This is a genomic window from Streptomyces sp. NPDC004658, assembly GCF_040609555.1.
Classification (GTDB): Bacteria; Actinomycetota; Actinomycetes; order Streptomycetales; family Streptomycetaceae; genus Streptomyces.
In genome coordinates this window covers 1-19,547 of the sequence record NZ_JBEXKG010000061.1, presented here as the reverse complement: position 1 = coordinate 19,547, position 19,547 = coordinate 1, and the positions used below count along the sequence as shown (strand labels likewise).

At 72.4% G+C, this 19,547-nt stretch carries 19 protein-coding genes; 5 read left to right on the top strand and 14 right to left on the bottom strand.

The window, feature by feature from the left end:
- Window positions 1-17: 17 nt before the first annotated feature.
- From ABZV94_RS21430 to ABZV94_RS21420, 3 genes are read left to right on the top strand one after another with little or no spacing between them, the layout of a single operon-like run.
- Window positions 18-272, top strand: a complete 255-nt coding sequence (locus tag ABZV94_RS21430) for an acyl carrier protein (protein ID WP_014672284.1) — start codon at window positions 18-20, stop codon at window positions 270-272.
- A 1-nt stretch (window position 273) separates the two neighbouring features.
- Window positions 274-753 carry an SRPBCC family protein gene (locus ABZV94_RS21425; RefSeq protein WP_356342412.1) on the top strand — a complete coding sequence of 160 codons (480 nt, stop codon included), beginning with the start codon at window positions 274-276 and terminating at the stop codon, window positions 751-753.
- A 21-nt stretch (window positions 754-774) separates the two neighbouring features.
- Entirely contained in the window at window positions 775-1,107 is a 333-nt protein-coding gene (locus tag ABZV94_RS21420) for a TcmI family type II polyketide cyclase (RefSeq protein ID WP_356342410.1), read from the top strand.
- A 76-nt stretch (window positions 1,108-1,183) separates the two neighbouring features.
- On the opposite strand, the gene ABZV94_RS21415 is transcribed toward ABZV94_RS21420, so the two are convergent.
- The 6 genes from ABZV94_RS21415 to lipB form a co-directional block, all read right to left on the bottom strand.
- Window positions 1,184-2,248 (bottom strand): methyltransferase, encoded by a 1,065-nt coding sequence (locus tag ABZV94_RS21415; RefSeq protein ID WP_356342408.1) that lies wholly within the window; start codon window positions 2,246-2,248, stop codon window positions 1,184-1,186.
- Between the two features lie 43 nt (window positions 2,249-2,291).
- Window positions 2,292-3,380 (bottom strand): right-handed parallel beta-helix repeat-containing protein, encoded by a 1,089-nt coding sequence (locus ABZV94_RS21410; protein ID WP_356342405.1) that lies wholly within the window; start codon window positions 3,378-3,380, stop codon window positions 2,292-2,294.
- Between the two features lie 132 nt (window positions 3,381-3,512).
- Window positions 3,513-4,214, bottom strand: coding sequence for a DUF4191 domain-containing protein (locus ABZV94_RS21405; RefSeq protein WP_356342403.1), 702 nt, complete (start codon window positions 4,212-4,214; stop codon window positions 3,513-3,515).
- Window positions 4,215-4,292: 78 nt separating this feature from the next.
- On the bottom strand, window positions 4,293-4,490 hold the full coding sequence (locus ABZV94_RS21400) for a hypothetical protein (RefSeq protein ID WP_356342402.1): 198 nt from the start codon (window positions 4,488-4,490) through the stop codon (window positions 4,293-4,295).
- 229 nt (window positions 4,491-4,719) lie between these two features.
- Window positions 4,720-5,679 (bottom strand): lipoyl synthase, encoded by a 960-nt coding sequence (lipA, locus tag ABZV94_RS21395; protein WP_356342400.1) that lies wholly within the window; start codon window positions 5,677-5,679, stop codon window positions 4,720-4,722.
- 145 nt (window positions 5,680-5,824) lie between these two features.
- Entirely contained in the window at window positions 5,825-6,622 is a 798-nt protein-coding gene (gene lipB, locus ABZV94_RS21390; protein WP_356342398.1) for a lipoyl(octanoyl) transferase LipB, read from the bottom strand.
- A gap of 240 nt (window positions 6,623-6,862) precedes the next feature.
- Here lipB and ABZV94_RS21385 point away from each other — a divergent pair, with 240 nt between their 5' ends.
- Window positions 6,863-8,329: a regulator gene (locus ABZV94_RS21385; RefSeq protein WP_356342396.1), complete on the top strand. Its 1,467-nt coding sequence runs from the start codon at window positions 6,863-6,865 to the stop codon at window positions 8,327-8,329.
- Window positions 8,330-8,399: 70 nt separating this feature from the next.
- On the opposite strand, the gene ABZV94_RS21380 is transcribed toward ABZV94_RS21385, so the two are convergent.
- On the bottom strand, window positions 8,400-9,764 hold the full coding sequence (locus tag ABZV94_RS21380; protein WP_356342394.1) for an NAD(P)/FAD-dependent oxidoreductase: 1,365 nt from the start codon (window positions 9,762-9,764) through the stop codon (window positions 8,400-8,402).
- A 207-nt stretch (window positions 9,765-9,971) separates the two neighbouring features.
- Window positions 9,972-10,868 carry a TIGR01777 family oxidoreductase gene (locus ABZV94_RS21375; protein WP_356342391.1) on the bottom strand — a complete coding sequence of 299 codons (897 nt, stop codon included), beginning with the start codon at window positions 10,866-10,868 and terminating at the stop codon, window positions 9,972-9,974.
- A gap of 74 nt (window positions 10,869-10,942) precedes the next feature.
- Here ABZV94_RS21375 and ABZV94_RS21370 point away from each other — a divergent pair, with 74 nt between their 5' ends.
- Window positions 10,943-11,431, top strand: a complete 489-nt coding sequence (locus ABZV94_RS21370) for a GNAT family N-acetyltransferase (protein WP_356342389.1) — start codon at window positions 10,943-10,945, stop codon at window positions 11,429-11,431.
- A 12-nt stretch (window positions 11,432-11,443) separates the two neighbouring features.
- Here ABZV94_RS21370 and ABZV94_RS21365 read toward each other — a convergent pair whose 3' ends face one another.
- The 6 genes from ABZV94_RS21365 to sucB form a co-directional block, all read right to left on the bottom strand.
- Complete coding sequence (locus tag ABZV94_RS21365) at window positions 11,444-12,628, bottom strand: MarP family serine protease (protein WP_356342387.1); 1,185 nt, start codon at window positions 12,626-12,628, stop codon at window positions 11,444-11,446.
- Between the two features lie 438 nt (window positions 12,629-13,066).
- Window positions 13,067-13,585 carry a DUF4240 domain-containing protein gene (locus ABZV94_RS21360; RefSeq protein ID WP_356342473.1) on the bottom strand — a complete coding sequence of 173 codons (519 nt, stop codon included), beginning with the start codon at window positions 13,583-13,585 and terminating at the stop codon, window positions 13,067-13,069.
- Window positions 13,586-13,644: 59 nt separating this feature from the next.
- The gene (locus ABZV94_RS21355; protein WP_356342385.1) at window positions 13,645-14,628 is read right to left on the bottom strand and encodes a YafY family protein; all 984 of its coding nucleotides are present in this window, start codon (window positions 14,626-14,628) and stop codon (window positions 13,645-13,647) included.
- A 60-nt stretch (window positions 14,629-14,688) separates the two neighbouring features.
- Entirely contained in the window at window positions 14,689-17,400 is a 2,712-nt protein-coding gene (gene aceE / locus ABZV94_RS21350) for a pyruvate dehydrogenase (acetyl-transferring), homodimeric type (protein WP_356342383.1), read from the bottom strand.
- 285 nt (window positions 17,401-17,685) lie between these two features.
- Window positions 17,686-18,309: a GntR family transcriptional regulator gene (locus tag ABZV94_RS21345; RefSeq protein ID WP_030656699.1), complete on the bottom strand. Its 624-nt coding sequence runs from the start codon at window positions 18,307-18,309 to the stop codon at window positions 17,686-17,688.
- A gap of 174 nt (window positions 18,310-18,483) precedes the next feature.
- A partial coding sequence (sucB, locus tag ABZV94_RS21340) for a 2-oxoglutarate dehydrogenase, E2 component, dihydrolipoamide succinyltransferase (RefSeq protein WP_356342381.1) occupies window positions 18,484-19,547 on the bottom strand: 1,064 nt, incomplete at its 5' end.

Genomic DNA, 19,547 nt, shown 5'->3' with positions numbered 1-19,547 from the left:
GAGAAGGAGGAGAGCACATGCCCCAGATCACCGTGGAAGAACTCGCCGCGCTGATGAAGAAGGCCGCCGGCGTGACCGTCAGCCCGCAGCAGCTCAAGGAGAAGCCGGACACCGGCTTCGACGTCCTCGGCGTCGACTCGCTCGGCCTGCTCGGCATCGTCGGCGAGCTGGAGAACACGCACGGCACCCCGATGCCGGTCGACGCCGAGCGCTGCAAGACACCCCAGCAGTTCCTCAACCTCGTCAACAGCACCCTGATGGCAGGAGCCTGACATGGCAGGACACACCCAGAACGAGATCACCATCGCCGCCCCGCTGGACCTGGTCTGGGACATGACCAACGACCTGGAGCGCTGGCCCCAGCTGTTCAGCGAGTACGCGTCGGTGGAGCTCCTGAAGAAGGAGGGCGACAAGACGACGTTCCGGCTCACCATGCACCCGGACGAGAACGGCACCGTCTGGAGCTGGGTCTCCGAGCGCGAGCCGGACCGCGCCACCCGCACCGTCAAGGCCCGCCGGGTGGAGACCGGGCCCTTCGCCTACATGAACATCCACTGGCGGTACGAGGAGGTCCCCGCCGGCACCCGGATGGTCTGGACCCAGGACTTCGAGATGAAGCCGGACGCGCCGGTTGACGACGACTGGATGACCGACAACATCAACAAGAACTCGAAGATCCAGCTGGACCTCATCCGGCAGAAGATCGAGAAGGCGGCGGCCGGCGAGCGGCCCGCCCCGGCCCTGGCCGACTGAGCCGGACGACAGGAGACGACCGTGCACCAGGCCCTGATCGTCGCCCGCATGGCCCCGGGCTCCGCTCCCGACATCGCCAAGGTGTTCGCGGAGTCCGACCGCGGAGAGCTGCCGCACCTCGTCGGAGTCGTCCGGCGCAGCCTCTTCCAGTTCGGCGACGTGTACATGCACCTCATCGAGTCCGAGCGGGAGCCGGGTCCGGCCATCGCCAAGGTCACCTCGCACCCCGAGTTCAAGGAGGTCAGCGAGCGACTGTCGGCGTACGTCAGCGCGTACGACCCTCAGACCTGGCGGTCCCCGAAGGACGCCATGGCGGAGCGCTTCTACCTCTGGGAGCGCGAGCCCGGCGCCTGAGCCCCGAGGCCGGACCACCGGTGCCGGGCCCGCGTCCGACGCGGACCCGGCACCGGTGTGCTCGCGGGGGAGTCGCTCACGCGGGGACGACGCAGTCGAACGCGTGCAGATAGGGGTTGACCGGCCGGATGTCGCGGACCGCCAGGCCCGCCGCCTCCAGTCGGCTGACCATGCTGTCGGTGGTGTGCTTGGCCCCGCCGACGTTCAGGAGCAGCAGCAGGTCCATGGCCGTGCTGAACCGCATCGACGGGGTGTCGTCGACGAGGTTCTCGATCACCACCACCCGGGTGCCGGGGCCGCCCGCCTCGACCACGTTGCCCAGCAGCCGGGCCGTGGACTCGTCGTCCCACTCCAGGATGTTCTTGATGATGTAGACGTCGGCCTCGACCGGCACCGCCTCCCGGACGTCGCCGGGCACGATCCGCGCGCGGTCGGCGAGGTCGCCGCCCTCGCGCAGCCGGGGCAGGGCGTTCTCCACCACCCGGGGCAGGTCGAGCAGGCTGCCGCGCATCGCCGGGTACTTGTCCAGCAGGCAGGCCACCACATGCCCCTGGCCGCCGCCGACGTCCGCGACCGAGCTGCTGCCGGACAGGTCCAGCAGGGCCGCCACCTCCCGCGCCGACTGCTCGCTGGAGCGGGTCATCGCGCGGTTGAAGACGTCCGCGGACTCGGGGGCGTCCTCGTTGAGGTAGCTGAAGAACTCCTTGCCGTAGAGGTCCTCCACGACGTTCCGGCCGGTGCGCACGGCCTGGTCCAGCAGCGGCCAGGCGTCCCAGGTCCACGGCTCCGTGCACCACAGGGCGATGGCCCGCAGACTGTTCGGGTCGTCCTCGCGCAGCAGCCGGGACATCTCGGTGTGGGCGAACGTCCCGTCCGGCCGCTCGGCGAAGACGCCGTAGCAGGACAGGGCGCGCAGCAGCCGGCGCAGCGGCTTGGGCTCGGCGCGCACCGCGGTGGCCAGGGTCTCCACGGTCATGGGGGCGTCCCCGAGCGCGTCGGCGACGCCCAGCCGGGCGGCGGCGCGGACCGCGGCGGCGCAGGCCGCCCCGAACACGAGCTCGCGCAGCCGCATCGGCGGGGGAGGGGAGGGGGGTGCCCCCGGCTCCGGGGGAGCCGAGGGCGCGCGGGATGGTGCGGTCATGTGCCGCCTTCCTTCCTAGCGTGGATCGGGTACGGCCGTCCGGTCAGCACAGGCCCGCGGGCTTGGAGACCCGGCAGGAGTTGCCGGTGAAGGAGTTGCCCGTCTTGGTGGCTTCCTGGCTGACCAGGTCGGCCGGGGAGTTGTTCGCCAGCCGGTTGTCGACGATCCGGTTCTTCTCGCTCGTGGCGCCCACGAAGCTCCTGAACAGGACGATGCCGCCCGACAGCGGGGACTTGCCCGTGTGGCCCGTGACCCGGTTCCGGGTGACGAGGGCCTTCTCGGTGCCGGTCAGCACGATGCCGGAGCCCTTGAGGTAGGGCAGCCGGGCGGTCTTCGGGCAGTACTTGTTGTTCCGGTCGACCAGGTTGTCGCTGACGGTGAGGGCACCGGCCCGCGGCTTGTTCTCGTCGCCGACGACGAACACGCCCGCGCAGTTGGAGAGGACGTAGTTGCGCGTGACGGCGAGGTTGCGCAGGCGGCGGACGGTGATGCCGATCCGGTTGTCCTCCAGCCGGTTGTGGTCGACCACCGCGCCCTTGCTGTCCGTGGCCCCCTGCTCGGCCTTGACGTTGTTGGCGAGGAACAGCCCGGCGTCCCCGTTGCTCCGGGCGGTGTTGAACCGGAACAGCCCGCGGGTGGAGTGCTCCTGGGCGATGCCCCACTGGCCGTTGCGCTCGGCGATGACGCGCTTGACGGTCAGCCGGTCGGTGCCCATGGAGAACAGGCCGGACTTGGCGAAGCCGGTCACCTTGAGGTCGGAGACGGTGACGCCCCGGAGGGGTTTGTTCTTGCCCCCGATCACGCAGATGCCGTTGCCGTCGGAGAGACAGGTGACGGTGGCCTTCGTGCCGTGCGGCGCGGGCTTGGTCTTCTTCTTGGGGGGCTGGATCACGGTGCCGGGGCCCGCGCCCCGCAGGGTGAGGTTCGCGGTCTTCACCGTGACGCTCTCACGGTAGGTGCCGGCGGACACGAACACGGTGTCGCCGGCCTTGGCGGCGTTGACCGCCTTCTGGATCGACTGACCCGGATACACCACGAAAGTCCTGTGGGCGGCCGACGCCGGAGTGGCGCCGATGAACGTGCCGACCAGGGTCGTGGCGCATGCCAGGTACGCAATGTGTCGTTTTGTCACATTCCGAAGGCTAGGAGCGCATGAGCCGATTACCGGCCGGATACTCCGTTCGGCGGCGTGTCAGGGCCCCGCGTCCCGGAGGAACGCGGGGCCCTGTGTGATCGGTCGCGGCGGTGCGGCCCGAGGAGGCGGTCAGCGGCCTCGCGGCCCACCCTTGGGGAGCTTCATGCCCTTCGGCATGGGGCCCTTCGGCAGCGGCATGTTGCTCATCAGGTCGCCCAGCGCCCGCAGCCGGTCGTTGGTGGCCGTCACCTGGGGGCCGGTCAGAACGCGCGGCAGCTTCAGCATCGTCGTGCGGAGCTTCTTCAGCTCGATCTGGCCCTCGCCGTTGCCGACGATCAGGTCGTGCACCGGTACGTCGGCGACGATGCGGTTCATCTTCTTCTTCTCGGCGGCCAGCAGGCTCTTCACCCGGTTCGGGTTGCCCTCGGCCACCAGCACGATGCCGGCCTTGCCGACGGCCCGGTGCACCACGTCCTGGCTGCGGTTCATCGCCACCGCCGGGGTCGTCGTCCAGCCCCGGCCGATGTTGTCCAGCACGGCCGCGGCGGCGCCCGGCTGGCCCTCCATCTGGCCGAACGCGGCCCGCTCGGCTCGGCGGCCGAACACGATCGCGGTCGCCAGCAGGGCGATCAGCAGGCCGAAGATGCCCAGGTAGACCGGGTGCCCGATCAGGAAGCCGATCGCGAGGAAGACACCGAGGGTGCCGATGCCGACGGCCGCGAGTACAAGACCGATCTTCTTGTCGGCCTTGCGGGTCATCTTGTACGTGAGGGCGATCTGCTTCAGCCGCCCTGCGTTCGCGGCGTCCGCCGCGGTTTCCTTCCTCGCCATGCCACGAAGTCTACGTGCCCCCGGGAGCGCGGACGACGGCAGTGCCCGGCGGGCGGGACGGGCCCGCCGGGGGCGGCGTCAGGACTGGCCGGCGGCCTGGTCCAGGAACCGCTGGGCCTCGACCCGGTCCTTGGCGCGGCGGCGGTCCTCCAGGACGGAGGTCCAGGCGTTGCGGCGGGCGGTGCGCTGGCCGCCGCTCATGAGCAGGGACTCCACGGCGCGGAGGGCGTCGGTGAAGGACGGGATGGCGGTGGCGCGTACGGGTGCGGCCTGCATGATCGAGGTCCCCCCTCTGAGCGATGGAGATACGGGGCGTGATAACAGAGTCACTGATTGGTGTTACCAGGGCGTGACCGACCGGTCAAACACACATGAAGCCTGGATGTGACGGGCTGAAACGCCGACGCGGCCCCGCCGGCGCCCTCATCAGCGAGGACGGTCGGGACCGCGTCGTCTCGGCCATTACTGGTCAGTAAGAACTTGTGCGCGAATTCACACGCGCGGCTCACACCGCCTGGGCGGCGACGTACGCCCCCCGCTTCTCCACGGCCATCTGGTACAGCCGCCCGGCGCGGTAGGAGGAGCGGACCAGCGGGCCCGACATCACACCGGAGAAGCCGATCTGCTCGGCCTCCTCCTTCAGCTCCACGAACTCGTGCGGCTTCACCCAGCGCTCCACCGGGTGGTGGCGCACCGACGGCCGCAGGTACTGGGTGATGGTGACCAGCTCGCAGCCCGCGTCGTGCAGCTGCTTCAGCGCCTCGCTGACCTCCTCGCGGGTCTCGCCCATGCCGAGGATCAGGTTCGACTTGGTCACCAGGCCGTAGTCGCGGGCCTCGGTGATGACCTTCAGGGAGCGCTCGTAGCGGAAGCCGGGGCGGATCCGCTTGAAGATCCGGGGGACCGTCTCGACGTTGTGCGCGAAGACCTCGGGGCGGGAGGCGAAGACCTCCGCCAGCTGCTCCGGGACCGCGTTGAAGTCGGGGGCCAGCAGCTCGACCTTCGTCCGGCCGCCCTCACGGCCGGCCGTCTGCTCGTGGATCTGGCGCACGGTCTCGGCGTACAGCCAGGCGCCGCCGTCCTCCAGGTCGTCGCGGGCGACGCCGGTGATGGTGGCGTAGTTCAGGTCCATGGTGACCACGGACTCGCCCACGCGGCGCGGCTCGTCACGGTCCAGCGCCTCGGGCTTGCCGGTGTCGATCTGGCAGAAGTCACAGCGCCGGGTGCACTGGTCGCCGCCGATGAGGAAGGTCGCCTCGCGGTCCTCCCAGCACTCGTAGATGTTCGGGCAGCCGGCTTCCTGGCACACCGTGTGCAGCCCCTCGCTCTTCACGAGGTTCTGCATCTTCGTGTATTCGGGGCCCATTTTCGCCCGGGTCTTGATCCACTCGGGCTTGCGCTCGATGGGGGTCTGGCTGTTGCGGACCTCAAGGCGCAGCAATCGCCGCCCGTCAGGGCTTGGCATTTGCTTCCCGTCGGGTGCGACTGCGGACACGACCGGCTCCCTGTGACTTCGATTCTTCGGCGTACCCCAGGGTACGCCCGTACTGTGTGCGCTCTGCCGCTGAGGCCAACCCCGCTGTCGCAGGGCGCATTCCCCCGGCGGACGATCAGGCGGACGCCTTCTCGATCACCCGCGGCTTCAGGTCGGCGTTCTCCAGGACGTCCCGCAGGTGCTTCTCGACCACCGGCAGGACCTCCTCGACCGTGATGTCCCGGCCCAGCTCGTTGGCGAGGGAGGTGACGCCGGCGTCCCGGATGCCGCACGGGATGATCCGGTCGAACCAGGCGTTGTCCGGGTTCACGTTGAAGGAGAAGCCGTGCATCGTGACGCCCTTGGCGACCCGGATGCCGATCGCGGCGATCTTCCGGTCCTCACGGCGCTGGCCCGCGTTGGAGGGGGCGTACTCCGGGCCGTTCAGCCGGGGGTCGAACTCCTCGTCGGTCAGCCGCGGGTCGAAGTCCAGGGACAGTCCTCCGAGCGCCGGCCGCTGCTCGACCGGGTCGCCGAGCACCCACACGCCGCTGCGGCCCTCCACGCGGGTGGTCTTCAGGCCGAACTCGGCGCAGGCGCGGATGATCGCCTCCTCCAGCCGCCGCACGTGCGCGACGACGTCCACCGGGCGGGGCAGCTTCTGGATCGGGTAGCCCACCAGCTGGCCCGGTCCGTGCCAGGTGATCTTGCCGCCGCGGTCCACGTCGATGACCGGGGTGCCGTCCAGCGGGCGCTCGCTGTCCTCCGTGCGCCGGCCGGCCGTGTACACCGGGGGGTGCTCCAGGAGGATCACGGTGTCCGGGACCTCGTCGGCGAACCGGGCCGCGTGCACCCGGCGCTGCTCGTCCCAGGCCTCCTGGTAATCGACGGCATCCGCACCGAACCCCATGCGGACGAACCGCAACTCACTCACGGCAAGCGCCTCCCTCAGCGACCGGTGTGTCAGGCGCGTGACGCGCCCTCGCCACTGTACGTCCGACCGGAGTACGTCAGCCCTGCGGGCGTTCCTCACACGATCGGATGAATGCACGGCGAAGTGTGCGACCGCCTGCTCACTCTCCGCTACATTCGCGCCGTTCGTGAGGCCATAAGGGCTGCTCAAAGGCAATCCGGGCACATCGACCGGCCCGGAAGGCAGGAGACCGCACCGCAGATGACGGACCGACCCGCGCAGCGCACCCCCAACCGCCAGCTCGCCGCGCTCATCGCAGAAGCGGGGTTCTCCAACGCGGGTCTGGCCCGTCGCGTCGACCAGCTCGGCCTGGAGCACGGGCTGGACCTCAGATACGACAAGACCTCGGTCACCCGCTGGCTGCGCGGCCAGCAGCCACGCGGTACGACCCCGGCCCTCATCGCCGAGGTCTTCACGCGCCGGCTCGGGCGCCGGCTCACCGCCCAGGACCTCGGCCTGGACGCGTGCGCGCCGGTGTACGCCGGGCTGGAGTTCGCGGCCACCCCCGAGGAGGCCGTCGACATCGTCAGCGGGCTGTGGCGCAAGGACTCCGGCAGCCACGCCGAGCTGCGCAAGATCGCCTTCACCCCGGCGGGGCTCGTGGTGCCCAGCCGGGACTGGCTGATCGGCAAGGCCGACGACCGGGTGGCCCGCGAGCCTGTGCCCCGAGTGCCGCCGCAGGGCCGGCCCGGGGCGGCCAGACCGCCGCAGCCGGCGCCCCTGATTCCGCCGCGGCTGCGGACGCACGCCGAACGCGCCCCCGGCCACAGGGTCACCGGCGGTGACATCGCCGCGCTGCGCTCGGTCGGCGAGCTGTTCCGCACCCTCGACGACCGGTTCGGCGGCGGCCACGCCCGGCAGGCGCTGGTGCGCTACCTGGAGCACGAGTGCGAGCCGATGCTGCGCGGCAGCTACGACGAGCAGACCGGCCGCCGCCTGTTCGCCGCCGCCGCCGACCTGACCCGGCTCGCCGGCTGGACCTCGTACGACATCGCCGCGCACGGGCTCGCCCAGCGGTACTACGTGCAGGCCCTGCGGCTCGCCCAGGCGGCCGGCGACCGGGCCTACGGCTCCTATGTGCTGGTCACCATGAGCCGCCAGGCCGTCTACCTCGGCCACGGCAGGGAGGCCGTGCAGCTGGCCCGGGTCGCCCAGCAGGGGGTCGGCACGGGTGCCCCGCCGGTCGTGCAGGCGCTGCTGCACGCGTCCGAGGCGCGGGCGCACGGCGTGCTGGGGGAGGTGCGGGCGTGCACCGCCGCGCTCGTGCGGGCCGAGCGCGCCCTGGAGGCGGCCCGGCCCGGGGACGAGGTGCCGTACTGGGCCGCGTTCTTCGACGAGGCGCAGCTCGCCGACGAGTTCGGGCACTGCCACCGGGATCTCCAGCAGTTCCGGGCCGCCGCGCAGCACGCCGAACGGTCCCTCCAGCTGCGGGCACCGGCCTACGCCCGCAGCCGCCTGTTCTGCCGGGTCGTCCTCGCCACCGCCCGCCTCGGCCTCGGCGAACTGGACCAGGCGTGCGCGATCGCCGCGGAGGCGGCAGGGCAGGCCGCCGAGATGCGGAGCGCTCGCGCGGTGGAGTACGTCAAGGAGTTCGAGCGGCGGCTGGAGCCCTATCGGGACGCGGCACCGGTGCGGGTGTACCGGGAGAAGGTGGCGGCCCTGGGGTAGTTCCGGTGGTTCGCCGGGTGCCGCGCCGATGGGGCGGAGCGCGCGGTTCCCCGCGTCCCTTCGGGCGCGTTCACGCCGCCCTCGGCATCGTCGGAAGCGGGTCCGCGCTGTGCATCGAACCCGTCGCGCCCAGGTCCGCCAGGATGGCCGACGCGGCCCGGTGCGCCGAGTGCAGGGCGCCCTGGACCGTGCTGGTGTCCCGGTGGTCGCCGCAGACGTACAGGCCGGCCAGGAGGCGCACCGGGCGGCGCAGGTCGTGCGGCGGACGCATGGCGGGCACCGCCTCCGGGGTGTGGTGCACGGCCAGCGTCTCCCAGCGGCGCGTGGAGGTGCCGTAGAGGCGGGAGAGATGGATGCGGACGGCGGTGTCGACGCCCTCCGGAGGGGTGCCCAGCACCGTCGAGGAGATCAGGACCCGGCCGGCCGGCGCCCGGCTCGGGTCCACGTTGCTGAGGACCGCCGTGTGCGCCACCGGCCCGCCCCGGTCGGCGTCCAGCAGCAGCGAGGTGCCCGTCGAGAAGGCCGCCGCCGGCTCGTCCGTGGTGTGGTGCACGACCGTCACGGGGTGGAAGTCCGGCACCCTGAGCCCCGGCAGCAGTTCGGCCGCGGCGCGCGCGTCCGTCGCCAGCAGCACCGCCCGGCAGCGGATCTCCCCGTGCTCGGCGGTCGCCACCGAGGTCGTGGACACCGAGGTGACCCGGACCCCGGTGCGCACGGTGCCCGGCGGCAGTCCCCCGGCCAGCAGCTCCGGCAGCACCTCGGCGCCGCCCTCCGGCACGCACAGCCGCCCGCTCGCGAAGGCGCGCAGCGCCAGGTCGGCGCACCTGCTGGAGGTGGTCAGCTCCGGGTCGCACAGCAGCGTGGCGAGCAGCGGGCGCAGGAAGCCCTCGATGGTGCGGGCCGGGACGCCGCGCTGGGCGAGGGCGAGGGCGGCCGGCATCTCGGGGCGGGCCAGGACGCGTTCCACGGGGGTCGTGGCGATCCGGCCGAGCGCCGCGCCCAGCCGGGCCTGGTCCACCGCGCCGCCCACCGGCGCGCCGGGCGGTACCGCCGTGCCCCGGGGGGCGTTGGCGAGGGCACGCACCACATGGAGTGCGCCCCGTGCGCCCCGTGCGCTCCCACCGCCCGCCGGCGCGCCCGCACGGTGGGTGCGGCCGTCGCGGTGCAGCAGCACGCCCGGCGCGAAACGGCGCACGGTGAGGGCGTCCAGGCCCGGACTCAGGCGGAGTTCGGGATAGGAGGTGGACAGCAGCTGTCCGATGCGGTCGAGCCGGAAGCCGTCGACCTTCTCGGTCGACATGCGGCCGCCGACGTACGGGGCGGCCTCCAGGACCGCGGTCGTGATTCCTGCACTGGTCAGCCGATGAGCCGCCGAGAGACCGGCGATTCCGGCTCCCACGATGACGACGTCCACCTGGTACGCGGGCTCAAGCACGAGGCCCCTCCTGTGGTTGCGCGACCGGTGGAGACGTCATGCCCCCAACAGGCGCAAGGGATACCCGAGTTCGGGTCGAGGGTAGGGGCGTGATCGGTCAAAGGCAGTCGCGCATCAACAGGGCACGGTCGCATGGAGGTCGCATGCGGTCACTTTCGTTCGCCGGTGTTGCCGGGCGGCTCACCCCGTCGCGCTCGTCCCACCCGCTCACACCGCCGCGCGGATCGCCTCCTCGATGCCCGGGAACGCGAACCGGAACCCCGACTCCAGCAACCGCCTGGGCACCGCCCGCTGACTGCCCAGCACGTCTGCGGCCATCTCCCCGAGCACCGCCCGCAGCACCGGGGCGGGCACCGCGAACGCCGCCGGACGGTGCAGCACCCGCGCCATCGCCGCCGTGATCTCCGCGTTCGTCAGCGGCTGGGGCGCCGTCAGGTTGAACGGCCCGGACAGGCCGTCGCCGTCGATGAGGTGCCGGATCGCGGCGACCTCGTCGTGCAGCGCGATGTACGACCAGTACTGCCGCCCGTCACCGAGGCGCCCCCCGAGCCCCGCCCGGAACAGCGGGAACAGCCGCCCCCAGGCCCCGCCGCCCCGGGCCACCACCAGACCCGTGCGCAGGAACACCGTCCGCACCCCCGCCTCCGCCACGGGTGCCGCCGCCTCCTCCCACTCCACGCACAGCGCGGACAGGAAACCGTCACCCGGCGGCGCGTCCTCGTCCACCACCCGGTCGCCGGTGTCGCCGTAGAAGCCGATCGCGCTGCCGTTCACGAACACCCGCGGAGGACGCGGCAGCGAGGCCGCCGCCTCCGCCAGCGCGGCCGTCCCCAGCACCCTGCTGTCCCGCAGCAGCCGCTTGTACTCCGGCGTCCAGCGCCGCTCCCCGACCCCGGCCCCCGCCAGGTTGACCACCACGTCACACCCCGTCAGCCCGGCCGCGTCGACGTACTGCCGCTCCGGGTCCCAGCGCACCTCGTCCGCGCCCCGGGGCTCCCGGCGCACCAGCCGGACCACCTCGTGCCCGTCCGCCGTCAGGGACCGCACCAGAGCGCTGCCGATGAGACCGGACGCGCCGGCCACCGCGATACGTGAACGTTCCATGACCCCAGCATGACCGCACCGCCGGACGGAAACCCGCTGGGGCCGCCCGGACCGCCCGCCGTAGGGTGATCGCCATGCCGGAGCCGCACATACGCATCGCCCAAGCCGCCGACGAGGAGCCGCTGGCCGTCCTCGACCGGGCCACCTGGTCCCCCCTGCACGCGGTGATGCCCCAGCCGCAGCCGCCGTACCCGCCCTTCTTCGACGAGCGGCACCCGCCGCGGGAGTACCTCGTCGCCGAGGCCGACGGGCGCGTCCTCGGCTACATCCGCCTCACCCACCCGACCCCGCTCGCCTCCAACGCGCACGTCCTGGCCATCCAGGGCTTCGCCGTGGCCGAGGAGGCGCGCGGGCGGGGCGTCGGACGCGCCCTGATCCGGGCCGCCGTCGCGGAGGCGCGGCGGCGCGGGGCACGGCGCCTCACCCTGCGCGTGCTCGGGCACAACACCCCCGCCCGGGCGCTGTACGAGTCCGAGGGCTTCGCCGTCGAGGGCGTGCTGCCCGGGGAGTTCCTCCTCGACGGCGTGTACGTCGACGACATCTGCATGGGCCGCGCCCTGTGAGCCCCGCGGCGCCTAGGAACTGACCAGCTCGCCCGTGTCCACCGGCGCCGTCGCCGTGGCCGCGCGCCGGGCGTCGCCCGCCACCTCGGCCGCCGTCAGCACGTACCCCGTCTCGGCGTCCGAGGTGGAGCGGGCGAAGACCACCCCGAACACCCGGCCGTCCGTGGTCAGCAGCGGGCCGCCGGAGTTGCCCGGCCGGACCGTGGAGCGGATCGCGTAGATCTCCCGGGTGACCGTGCGGTCGTTGTAGATGTTCTGGCCGGTCGCCCGCACCAGGTTCCCGACCGTCGCCGCCTGGAGGTCCAGGCTCCCGTCCTGCGGATAGCCCGCCACCACCGCCGAGTCCCCGCGCACGGCGCTCCCGTCGAACCGCAGCACCGGGGCGCGCAGATCCGGCACGTACAGCACCGCCACGTCCCGGTCCGGGTCGAAGAGCACCACCCGGGCCGCGTACGACGGCCCGACGCCGCCGATCCGCACACTCGGACGGTCGATGCCGGCCACCACGTGCGCGTTGGTCATCACACGCCGGGGCGCGTACACGAACCCGCTGCCCTCGCGGCCCTCGGTGCCCACGGCGCCCTCGATCTTGACCGTGCTCAGCCTGGCGGCGTTCGTCGCGGCGGGCGTGACGCTGTCACCGGTCGGCCGGGCCACCCGGGCCGTCGACTCGTTCTCGAACGGGTTGAACACCTGCGGGAAGCCCGCCTCGGTCAGCGCGGACGTGGCCCGCGAGAACCAGGCGGGTGTGGTCTGGGGCATCGCCTCCTGCACCGCGCCCAGCAGCGTGGAGTTCCGTATCGCCGTCGCCAGGGCCTGCGACGGGGCCGCGCTCAGCACGCTCGCCGCCACCCAGGCCACGATCAGCACCGCGACCGAGTTCGCCGCCGCGCCCCCGACGCCGTCCGCCACCCGCAGCGGCCCCCGGTCCAGCTCCCCGCGCAGCCGCAGCGCCAGCCGGCCCGCCAGCTCGTGCCCCACCACCGCCGGCACCAGCACCGTCAGCACCGCGAGCACCGTCGCCGTGGCCGTACCCCGCTCCACCTGGCCCGTCACCCACGGCAGCACCCAGACACCGACGGCCGCGCCGCCCACGAACCCGGCCAGCGAGACGCATCCCGCCACCAGCCCGCGGCGATATCCGGACACCGCGTAGACGACGATCACCAGTACGAGCACCAGGTCGAGCAGGTCCACCGAGCCGCCTTTCTCTCAACCCCTCACTACGGACGGGACCGGTCCGCCGATCAGCCACGCGCACACCAGGCGCCCACCGGGCGGCGGAACCGGCCACGTACGTCTGTACCCCCGGAAACGTCCCGGACCAGGACGATGGTTCCACCGGGTGGCACAGCGCACATCACGGGCACCGGAAGACCACAGGTGACACGCGGCCCGCACCGAGCCGCCCACGGCCCCTGGGCGGTGGTCCGCGCGGTCGCGACCGTCCTCCTCGGCCCGGCCGCCGTCACCGCGTCCGCCCTCGACCGGGCCGACGCGGCCCCGATGCACCGCGCGGCCAGGGCCGAGCGGCCGCGGGCCCGCCCGCTCGCGGACACCACCCGCGGGCGCACGGCCGCACAGAGCCCGCGTCGGGGGCGGAGGGGAAGGCGACGGCGGGTCCCGGCACGGCCCTCACCCCCGGAACCGCTGCCACAGGCGGGGATAGCGCTGCGCGAGCACCCGGTCGTCCTCCAGGTCCAGGGGCGTGCCCTCCGGCTCGGCCGGCGCCGGGGCGATGCCCAGGTCGGGCGCGACGGTGCCGGTCAGCTGCTCGTACGCCTCGTCCGCCGCGTAGCCCAGCTCCTCGCCGTCGCCGTCGACCTCCTCGTCGAAGTCGTCGAGCAGCTCGGCCAGGGCGTCCGGCTCGTGCACGGCACCCTCGAAGACCTCCCGGCCCTGGCCGATCAGCCAGCACCGGAAGAAGTCGAACGCGTCGTCGCTGCACCCGTCCAGCAGCAGCCAGGCGGCACCCCACAGGTCCCAGCGGTAGGCGCGGTTGTAACGGGCCTCGAAGTGACGGGCGAAGTCCAGGACGAGGTCGGGCTCCAGCTGGAGCAGCCGCTCCACGAGCGCGTCCGCCTGTTCCTCGGGATCGCCCCCGGCGGCCTCGCGGGTGGCGTCGATCAGCTCCCAGAACTCCGTCTCGTCCATCACGCCACCAGCATCGGGCCTCGGCCGGTGGGGCGCACGCGGAGCACGGCGGATCGCCGTCAGCCCTCCCTGCGGCCGTACAGCGCGGCGAGCCGGGCCGCGTCCGCCGCGCAGCGCTCCCGCAGGCTCGCCGGAGCCAGCACCTCCGCCTCCGGCCCCAGCGCGGTCAGCTGGCTGTGCGCGACCTCCTCCGACTCCACCGGCAGCGTCACCGTCACCCAGCCCTCGGCGTCCGGGGCGCCCGCGCCCGCCAGCGCCTCCCGCGCGCCGAGCGGATCCACGGCGTGCGGCAGCCGGCGCACGCCCTGCGGGGACAGCCGTACGACCACCTCCGCGCGCAGGATCGACCGGGCGAACCGCTCGGCCTGCTCCGCCCAGAACCCGGGCAGGTCGAACCCGGGATCGCGGTCGAACCGCTCGTCGAGCGCGGTCACCGCGGTGAACCGGTCGATCCGGTACGTCCGGAAGGCGCCGGCCCCGGCCACCCGCGCGCACAGGTACCAGACCCCCGCCTTCAGCACGAGCCCGTACGGCTCCAGCCGCCGCTCGACGGTCCCGTCCCCGCGCCGGTAGCCGACGTCGACCCGCCGGTCGTCCCACACCGCCTCGGCGATCACGGGCAGCCCGGCGGGCGTCCCGGGCTCCCGGAACCAGGCCGGGGCGTCCAGGTGGAACCGCTGCGCCGCGGTGTCCGGCGCGTCCCGCAGCGAGGGCAGGAGCGCCGCCGACACCTTCAGCCGGGCCGCGGAGGCCGCGTCCTGAAGCCCCATCTCGCGCAGCGCCCCCGGCACCCCGCTCAGGAACAGCGCCTCCGCCTCGCTGCGGGCCAGCCCGGTCAGCCGCGTCCGGTACCCGCCCACCAGCCGGTACCCGCCGGCCCTGCCCCGGTCGGCGTACACCGGCACCCCCGCCTCCGACAGCGCCTGCGCGTCCCGCGTCACGGTCCGCTCCGACACCTCCAGCTCGCGCGCCAGCTCGGCGGCGGTCATGGCGGGCCGGGACTGCAGGAGGAGAACCATCTTGATCAGACGTGCGGCACGCATGCGTTCATCATGCAAGAGGCCCCCGCCGGAGCGGGGGCCACTCGCATGACGCGCGGTCGTTTACAGCCCGTACTTCTCCCGGGCCTCCTTGACCGCCGTGGCCTTCACCTCGCCACGCCGGGCGAGCTGCGCCAGGGCCGCGACGACGATCGACTGGGCGTCGACGCCGAAGTGGCGGCGGGCGGCCTCACGGGTGTCCGACAGACCGAAGCCGTCGGCGCCCAGCGAGGACCAGTCCTGCTCCACCCACTGCGCGATCTGGTCCGGGACCTGGCGCATGTAGTCGGAGACCGCCAGCACCGGGCCCTCGGCGCCCTGGAGCGCCTGGCGGACGTAGGGCACCCGCTCCTCGCCCCGCAGCAGCGCCGCGTCGGCCTCCATGGCGTCCCGGCGCAGCTCCGACCACGAGGTCGCCGACCACACGTCCGCGGCCACGCCCCACTCCTCGGCCAGCAGCTTCTGCGCCTGGAGGGCCCAGTGGATCGCCGTACCCGAGCCCAGCAGCTGGATGCGCGGCGCGTTGGCGGGCACGGACACGCCCGCCGACTCGGCCGTGTTGAAGCGGTACAGGCCCTTGACGATGCCCTCGTCGATGCCGAGGCCCTGCGGCTTGGCCGGCTGCGGCAGCGGCTCGTTGTAGACCGTCAGGTAGTAGAAGACGTTCTGGTCCTCACCCGGCTTGGCCTCGCCGTACATCCGGCGCAGGCCCTCACGGACGATCACCGCGATCTCGTAGGCGAACGCGGGGTCGTACGTCAGCGCGGCCGGGTTGGTCGCGGCGATGACCGGGGAGTGGCCGTCGGCGTGCTGGAGGCCCTCACCGGTGAGGGTCGTCCGGCCGGCCGTCGCGCCGACGAGGAAGCCGCGGCCGAGCTGGTCGCCGAGCTGCCACATCTGGTCGGCGGTGCGCTGCCAGCCGAACATCGAGTAGAAGATGTAGAACGGGATCATCGCCTCGCCGTGCGTCGCGTACGACGTCGAAGCGGCGATGAAGTCGGCCATCGAACCGGCCTCGGTGATCCCCTCGTTGAGGATCTGGCCGTTCTTGGCCTCCTTGTAGTACATCAGCTGGTCGCGGTCGACCGGCTCGTACGTCTGGCCCTTCGGGGAGTAGATGCCGAGGGACGGGAACAGGCTCTCCATGCCGAAGGTGCGCGCCTCGTCGGGGACGATCGGCACCCAGCGCCTGCCCGTCTCCTTGTCGCGGACCAGGTCCTTGACGAGGCGGACGAAGGCCATGGTGGTGGCCACGTTCTGGGAGCCGGAGCCCTTGTCGAAGGCGGCGAACGCCTTCTCGGACGGGGCGGGCAGCGCCGGCAGCGGGTGCGTGCGGCGGGCCGGGGCCGGGCCGCCGAGGGCCGCACGGCGCTCCTGGAGGTAGCGGACCTCGGGGGAGTCGGCGCCCGGGTGGCCGTAGGGGACCACGCCGTCGACGAAGTCGCTGTCCTTGATCGGCAGCTCCAGCAGGTCGCGCATCGCCTTGAACTCGTCCACCGTCAGCTTCTTCATCTGGTGGTTGGCGTTCTTCGAGGCGAAGCCCTCACCGAGGGTGTGGCCCTTGACCGTCTGGGCCAGGATCACGGTCGGCGCGCCCTTGTGCTCGACGGCGGCCTTGTACGCGGCGTAGACCTTGCGCGGCTCGTGACCACCGCGGGAGAAGTGGAAGCAGTCGAGGATCTTGTCGTCGCTCAGCAGCTTCGCCATCTCGGCCAGCGCCGGGTCCTTGCCGAAGAAGTCCTGGCGGATGTAGGCGGCGTCGCGGGTCTGGTACGTCTGGATCTGCGCGTCCGGTACCTCGCGCAGCCGGCGTACCAGCGCGCCGGTGGTGTCGAGCTGGAACAGCTCGTCCCAGGCCGAGCCCCACAGCGTCTTGATCACGTTCCAGCCGGCGCCGCGGAACTGGGCCTCCAGCTCCTGCACGATCTTGAAGTTGGCGCGGACCGGGCCGTCGAGGCGCTGCAGGTTGCAGTTGATGACGAAGGTGAGGTTGTCCAGCTCCTCACGGGCGGCGAGCGCGAGGGCCGCCGTCGACTCCGGCTCGTCCATCTCGCCGTCGCCGAGGAAGGCCCACACGTGGGAGGCGGAGACGTCCTTGATGCCGCGGTTGGTGAGGTAGCGGTTGAAGCGCGCCTGGTAGATGGCGGAGAGCGGGCCGAGGCCCATCGACACCGTCGGGAACTCCCACAGCCAGGGCAGGCGGCGCGGGTGCGGGTACGACGGCAGGCCGTTGCCGCCGGCCTCCTGGCGGAAGTTGTCCAGGTGGTGCTCGTTCAGCCGGCCGTCGAGGAAGGCGCGGGCGTAGATGCCGGGGGAGGCGTGGCCCTGGATGTACAGCTGGTCGCCGGAGCCGGCCGCTTCCTGGGACTCCTTGCCCTTGAAGAAGTGGTTGAAGCCGGTCTCGTACAGCCAGGCCGCGGAGGCGAAGGTGGCGATGTGGCCGCCGACGCCGTACTTCGAGCCGCGGGTCACCATGGCGGCCGCGTTCCAGCGGTTCCACGCGGTGATCCGGGCTTCCATCTCCGGGTCACCGGGCACGTCGGGCTCGGCGGCGGTCGGGATGGTGTTGACGTAGTCGGTCTCGAGGAGCTTCGGCAGCGCGATGCCGCCCGCCTCGGCGCGCTCCAGCGTGCGGCGCATCAGGTACGCGGCGCGGTGCGGCCCGGCCTCCCTGGCGACGGCGTCGAGGGAGGCCTGCCATTCGGCGGTCTCCTCCGGGTCGCGGTCCGGGAGCTGGTCGAGCGCGCTCGGCTGGATGGCGTGGGGGTCGGTCATGTCGCCGCCTTCCTCAGTCGAAGGGGGTTCCCTCATCGGTAAGGGTTCGGGGGTGCCCTTGGTCTTTGGCAGGACAGGGCAGGCGGACCTCGGTGACGGCGTCGTTGTGCGACTCCGTCGCGCGTCCGTCGGCGACTGTAACTCCCTGATCGATGATCGATCAAAGGGTTGAGGGCCAAAACCTCTTGATTTGGAGAAAGTCGGCACCCGGTGCCTTCGGCGATGGCACCGGGTGACGCGGAAATGCCGGGTTTTCGCAGGTGAGCGCGGGGATGCTCGGCTGGGTCACGCGCGCGGCGCGCACCCCAGCACGTGGGCCTTCACCAGCTCGGCGATCCGGGGGTCCCGGCGCTTGAACGCCTGCACCAGCTCCTCGTGCTCCTCCGCGTACGACTGCTGGACCGTGCCCAGCCAGCGGATCGACAGCGCCGTGAACACCTCGATGCCGAGGCCCTCCCAGGTGTGCAGCAGCACCGAGTTGCGCGCCGCGCGGACCAGCTCCCGGTGGAAGCCGACCGTGTGCCGCACCTGGGCCGTGCCGTCCGCCTTCCGGTCGGCCTCGTACAGCGCCAGGACGTGCGGCTCCAGCGCCGAGCAGTCCTCCGCGAGGCGGTCGGCCGCGAGCTCCGCCGCGATGGCCTCCAGACCGGCCCGGACCGGGTAGCTCTCCTCCAGGTCCGCCGCCGTCAGGTTCCGCACGCGGACGCCCTTGTTGGGGGCCGACTCGATCAGGCGCAGCGACTCCAGCTCGCGCAGGGCCTCGCGGACCGGGGTCTGGCTGACCTCCAGCTCGGTGGCGATCCGGCGCTCCACGATGCGCTCGCCCGGCTGCCAGCGCCCGCTGACGATCCCCTCCACGATGTGCTCGCGGATCTGCTCGCGCAGCGAGTGGACGACGGGCGCGGTCATGAGGGCTCCTTAGGGAGGGCTGACGTTTAGACAATAAGGCCGGATCGCTCCGCTGGTAGGGCGCGCGGGGGCGCCTTGGTGCAGGTGAGACGAGGCTTACACGCTTCGTGTGCCGACAAACACGAACACCCCGCCCGGACAGGCTCCGGACGGGGCGTTCGCGGTGGACAGGAGTTACAGGCCGAGCTCGACCTCGAACTCGCCGGCCTCCAGGATCGCCTTGACCGCCGTCAGGTAACGGGCCGCGTCGGCGCCGTCGACCAGGCGGTGGTCGTAGGAGAGGGTCAGGTAGGTCATGTCGCGGACGCCGATGACCGAGCCCTCCTCGGTCTCGATGACGGCCGGACGCTTGACCGTGGCACCGATGCCGAGGATCGCGACCTGGCCCGGCGGCACGATGATCGTGTCGAACAGCGCGCCGCGCGAACCGGTGTTGGAGATGGTGAAGGTCGCGCCGGACAGCTCGTCCGGGGTGATCTTGCTGGCCCGGACCTTGCCCGCCAGCTCGGCCGTGGCCTTGGCGATGCCCGCGATGTTGAGGTCGCCGGCGTTCTTGATGACCGGGGTCATCAGGCCCTTCTCGGAGTCCACCGCGATACCGATGTTCTCGGTGTCGAAGTAGGTGATGGTCCCCTCGGCCTCGTTGATCTTGGCGTTGATGACCGGGTGGGCCTTCAGCGCCTGCGCGGCGGCCTTGACGAAGAACGGCATCGGGGAGAGCTTGACGCCCTCGCGGGCCGCGAAGGAGTCCTTCGCCTTGGCACGCAGCCTCATCAGGCGGGTGACGTCGACCTCGACGACCGACGACAGCTGGGCCTGCTCGTGCAGCGCCTTGACCATGTTGTCGCCGATGACCTTGCGGATGCGCGGCATCTTGACGGTCTGGCCACGGAGGGGGGAGACCTCCAGCGCCGGGGCCTTCCTGGCGGCGGCCGGGGCTGCGGCGGCAGCGGCCGGGGCCGGGGCGGCGGCGGCCTTCGCGGCCTCGGCGGCGGCGATGACGTCCTGCTTGCGGATACGGCCGCCGACGCCGGTGCCCTTGACGGTGGCCAGGTCGACGCCGTTCTCGGCGGCGAGCTTGCGCACCAGCGGGGTGACGTACGCGCCCTCGTCCGTCGCCTGCGTGGCGGTCGGGGAGGTCGGCGCCAGCACGGCGAGCGCTTCCTCGCGGGTCGGCAGCTCGCGCCGAAGCCCCTTGTCCACCAGCGTGTTCAGCAGGTCCATGGGGCCTGATCCTG

What these genes read in the sequence shown, in the direction of transcription:
- ABZV94_RS21430 (WP_014672284.1), top strand. Translation starts at nt 18, where the DNA reads ATGCCCCAGATCACCGTGGAAGAACTCGCCGCGCTGATGAAGAAGGCC.
- ABZV94_RS21425 (WP_356342412.1), top strand. Translation starts at nt 274, where the DNA reads ATGGCAGGACACACCCAGAACGAGATCACCATCGCCGCCCCGCTGGAC.
- ABZV94_RS21415 (WP_356342408.1), bottom strand. Translation starts at nt 2,248, where the DNA reads ATGACCGCACCATCCCGCGCGCCCTCGGCTCCCCCGGAGCCGGGGGCA.
- ABZV94_RS21405 (WP_356342403.1), bottom strand. Translation starts at nt 4,214, where the DNA reads ATGGCGAGGAAGGAAACCGCGGCGGACGCCGCGAACGCAGGGCGGCTG.
- ABZV94_RS21400 (WP_356342402.1), bottom strand. Translation starts at nt 4,490, where the DNA reads ATGCAGGCCGCACCCGTACGCGCCACCGCCATCCCGTCCTTCACCGAC.
- lipA (WP_356342400.1), bottom strand. Translation starts at nt 5,679, where the DNA reads ATGCCAAGCCCTGACGGGCGGCGATTGCTGCGCCTTGAGGTCCGCAAC.
- ABZV94_RS21385 (WP_356342396.1), top strand. Translation starts at nt 6,863, where the DNA reads ATGACGGACCGACCCGCGCAGCGCACCCCCAACCGCCAGCTCGCCGCG.
- ABZV94_RS21375 (WP_356342391.1), bottom strand. Translation starts at nt 10,868, where the DNA reads ATGGAACGTTCACGTATCGCGGTGGCCGGCGCGTCCGGTCTCATCGGC.
- ABZV94_RS21370 (WP_356342389.1), top strand. Translation starts at nt 10,943, where the DNA reads ATGCCGGAGCCGCACATACGCATCGCCCAAGCCGCCGACGAGGAGCCG.
- ABZV94_RS21360 (WP_356342473.1), bottom strand. Translation starts at nt 13,585, where the DNA reads ATGGACGAGACGGAGTTCTGGGAGCTGATCGACGCCACCCGCGAGGCC.
- ABZV94_RS21355 (WP_356342385.1), bottom strand. Translation starts at nt 14,628, where the DNA reads ATGCGTGCCGCACGTCTGATCAAGATGGTTCTCCTCCTGCAGTCCCGG.
- aceE (WP_356342383.1), bottom strand. Translation starts at nt 17,400, where the DNA reads ATGACCGACCCCCACGCCATCCAGCCGAGCGCGCTCGACCAGCTCCCG.
- ABZV94_RS21345 (WP_030656699.1), bottom strand. Translation starts at nt 18,309, where the DNA reads ATGACCGCGCCCGTCGTCCACTCGCTGCGCGAGCAGATCCGCGAGCAC.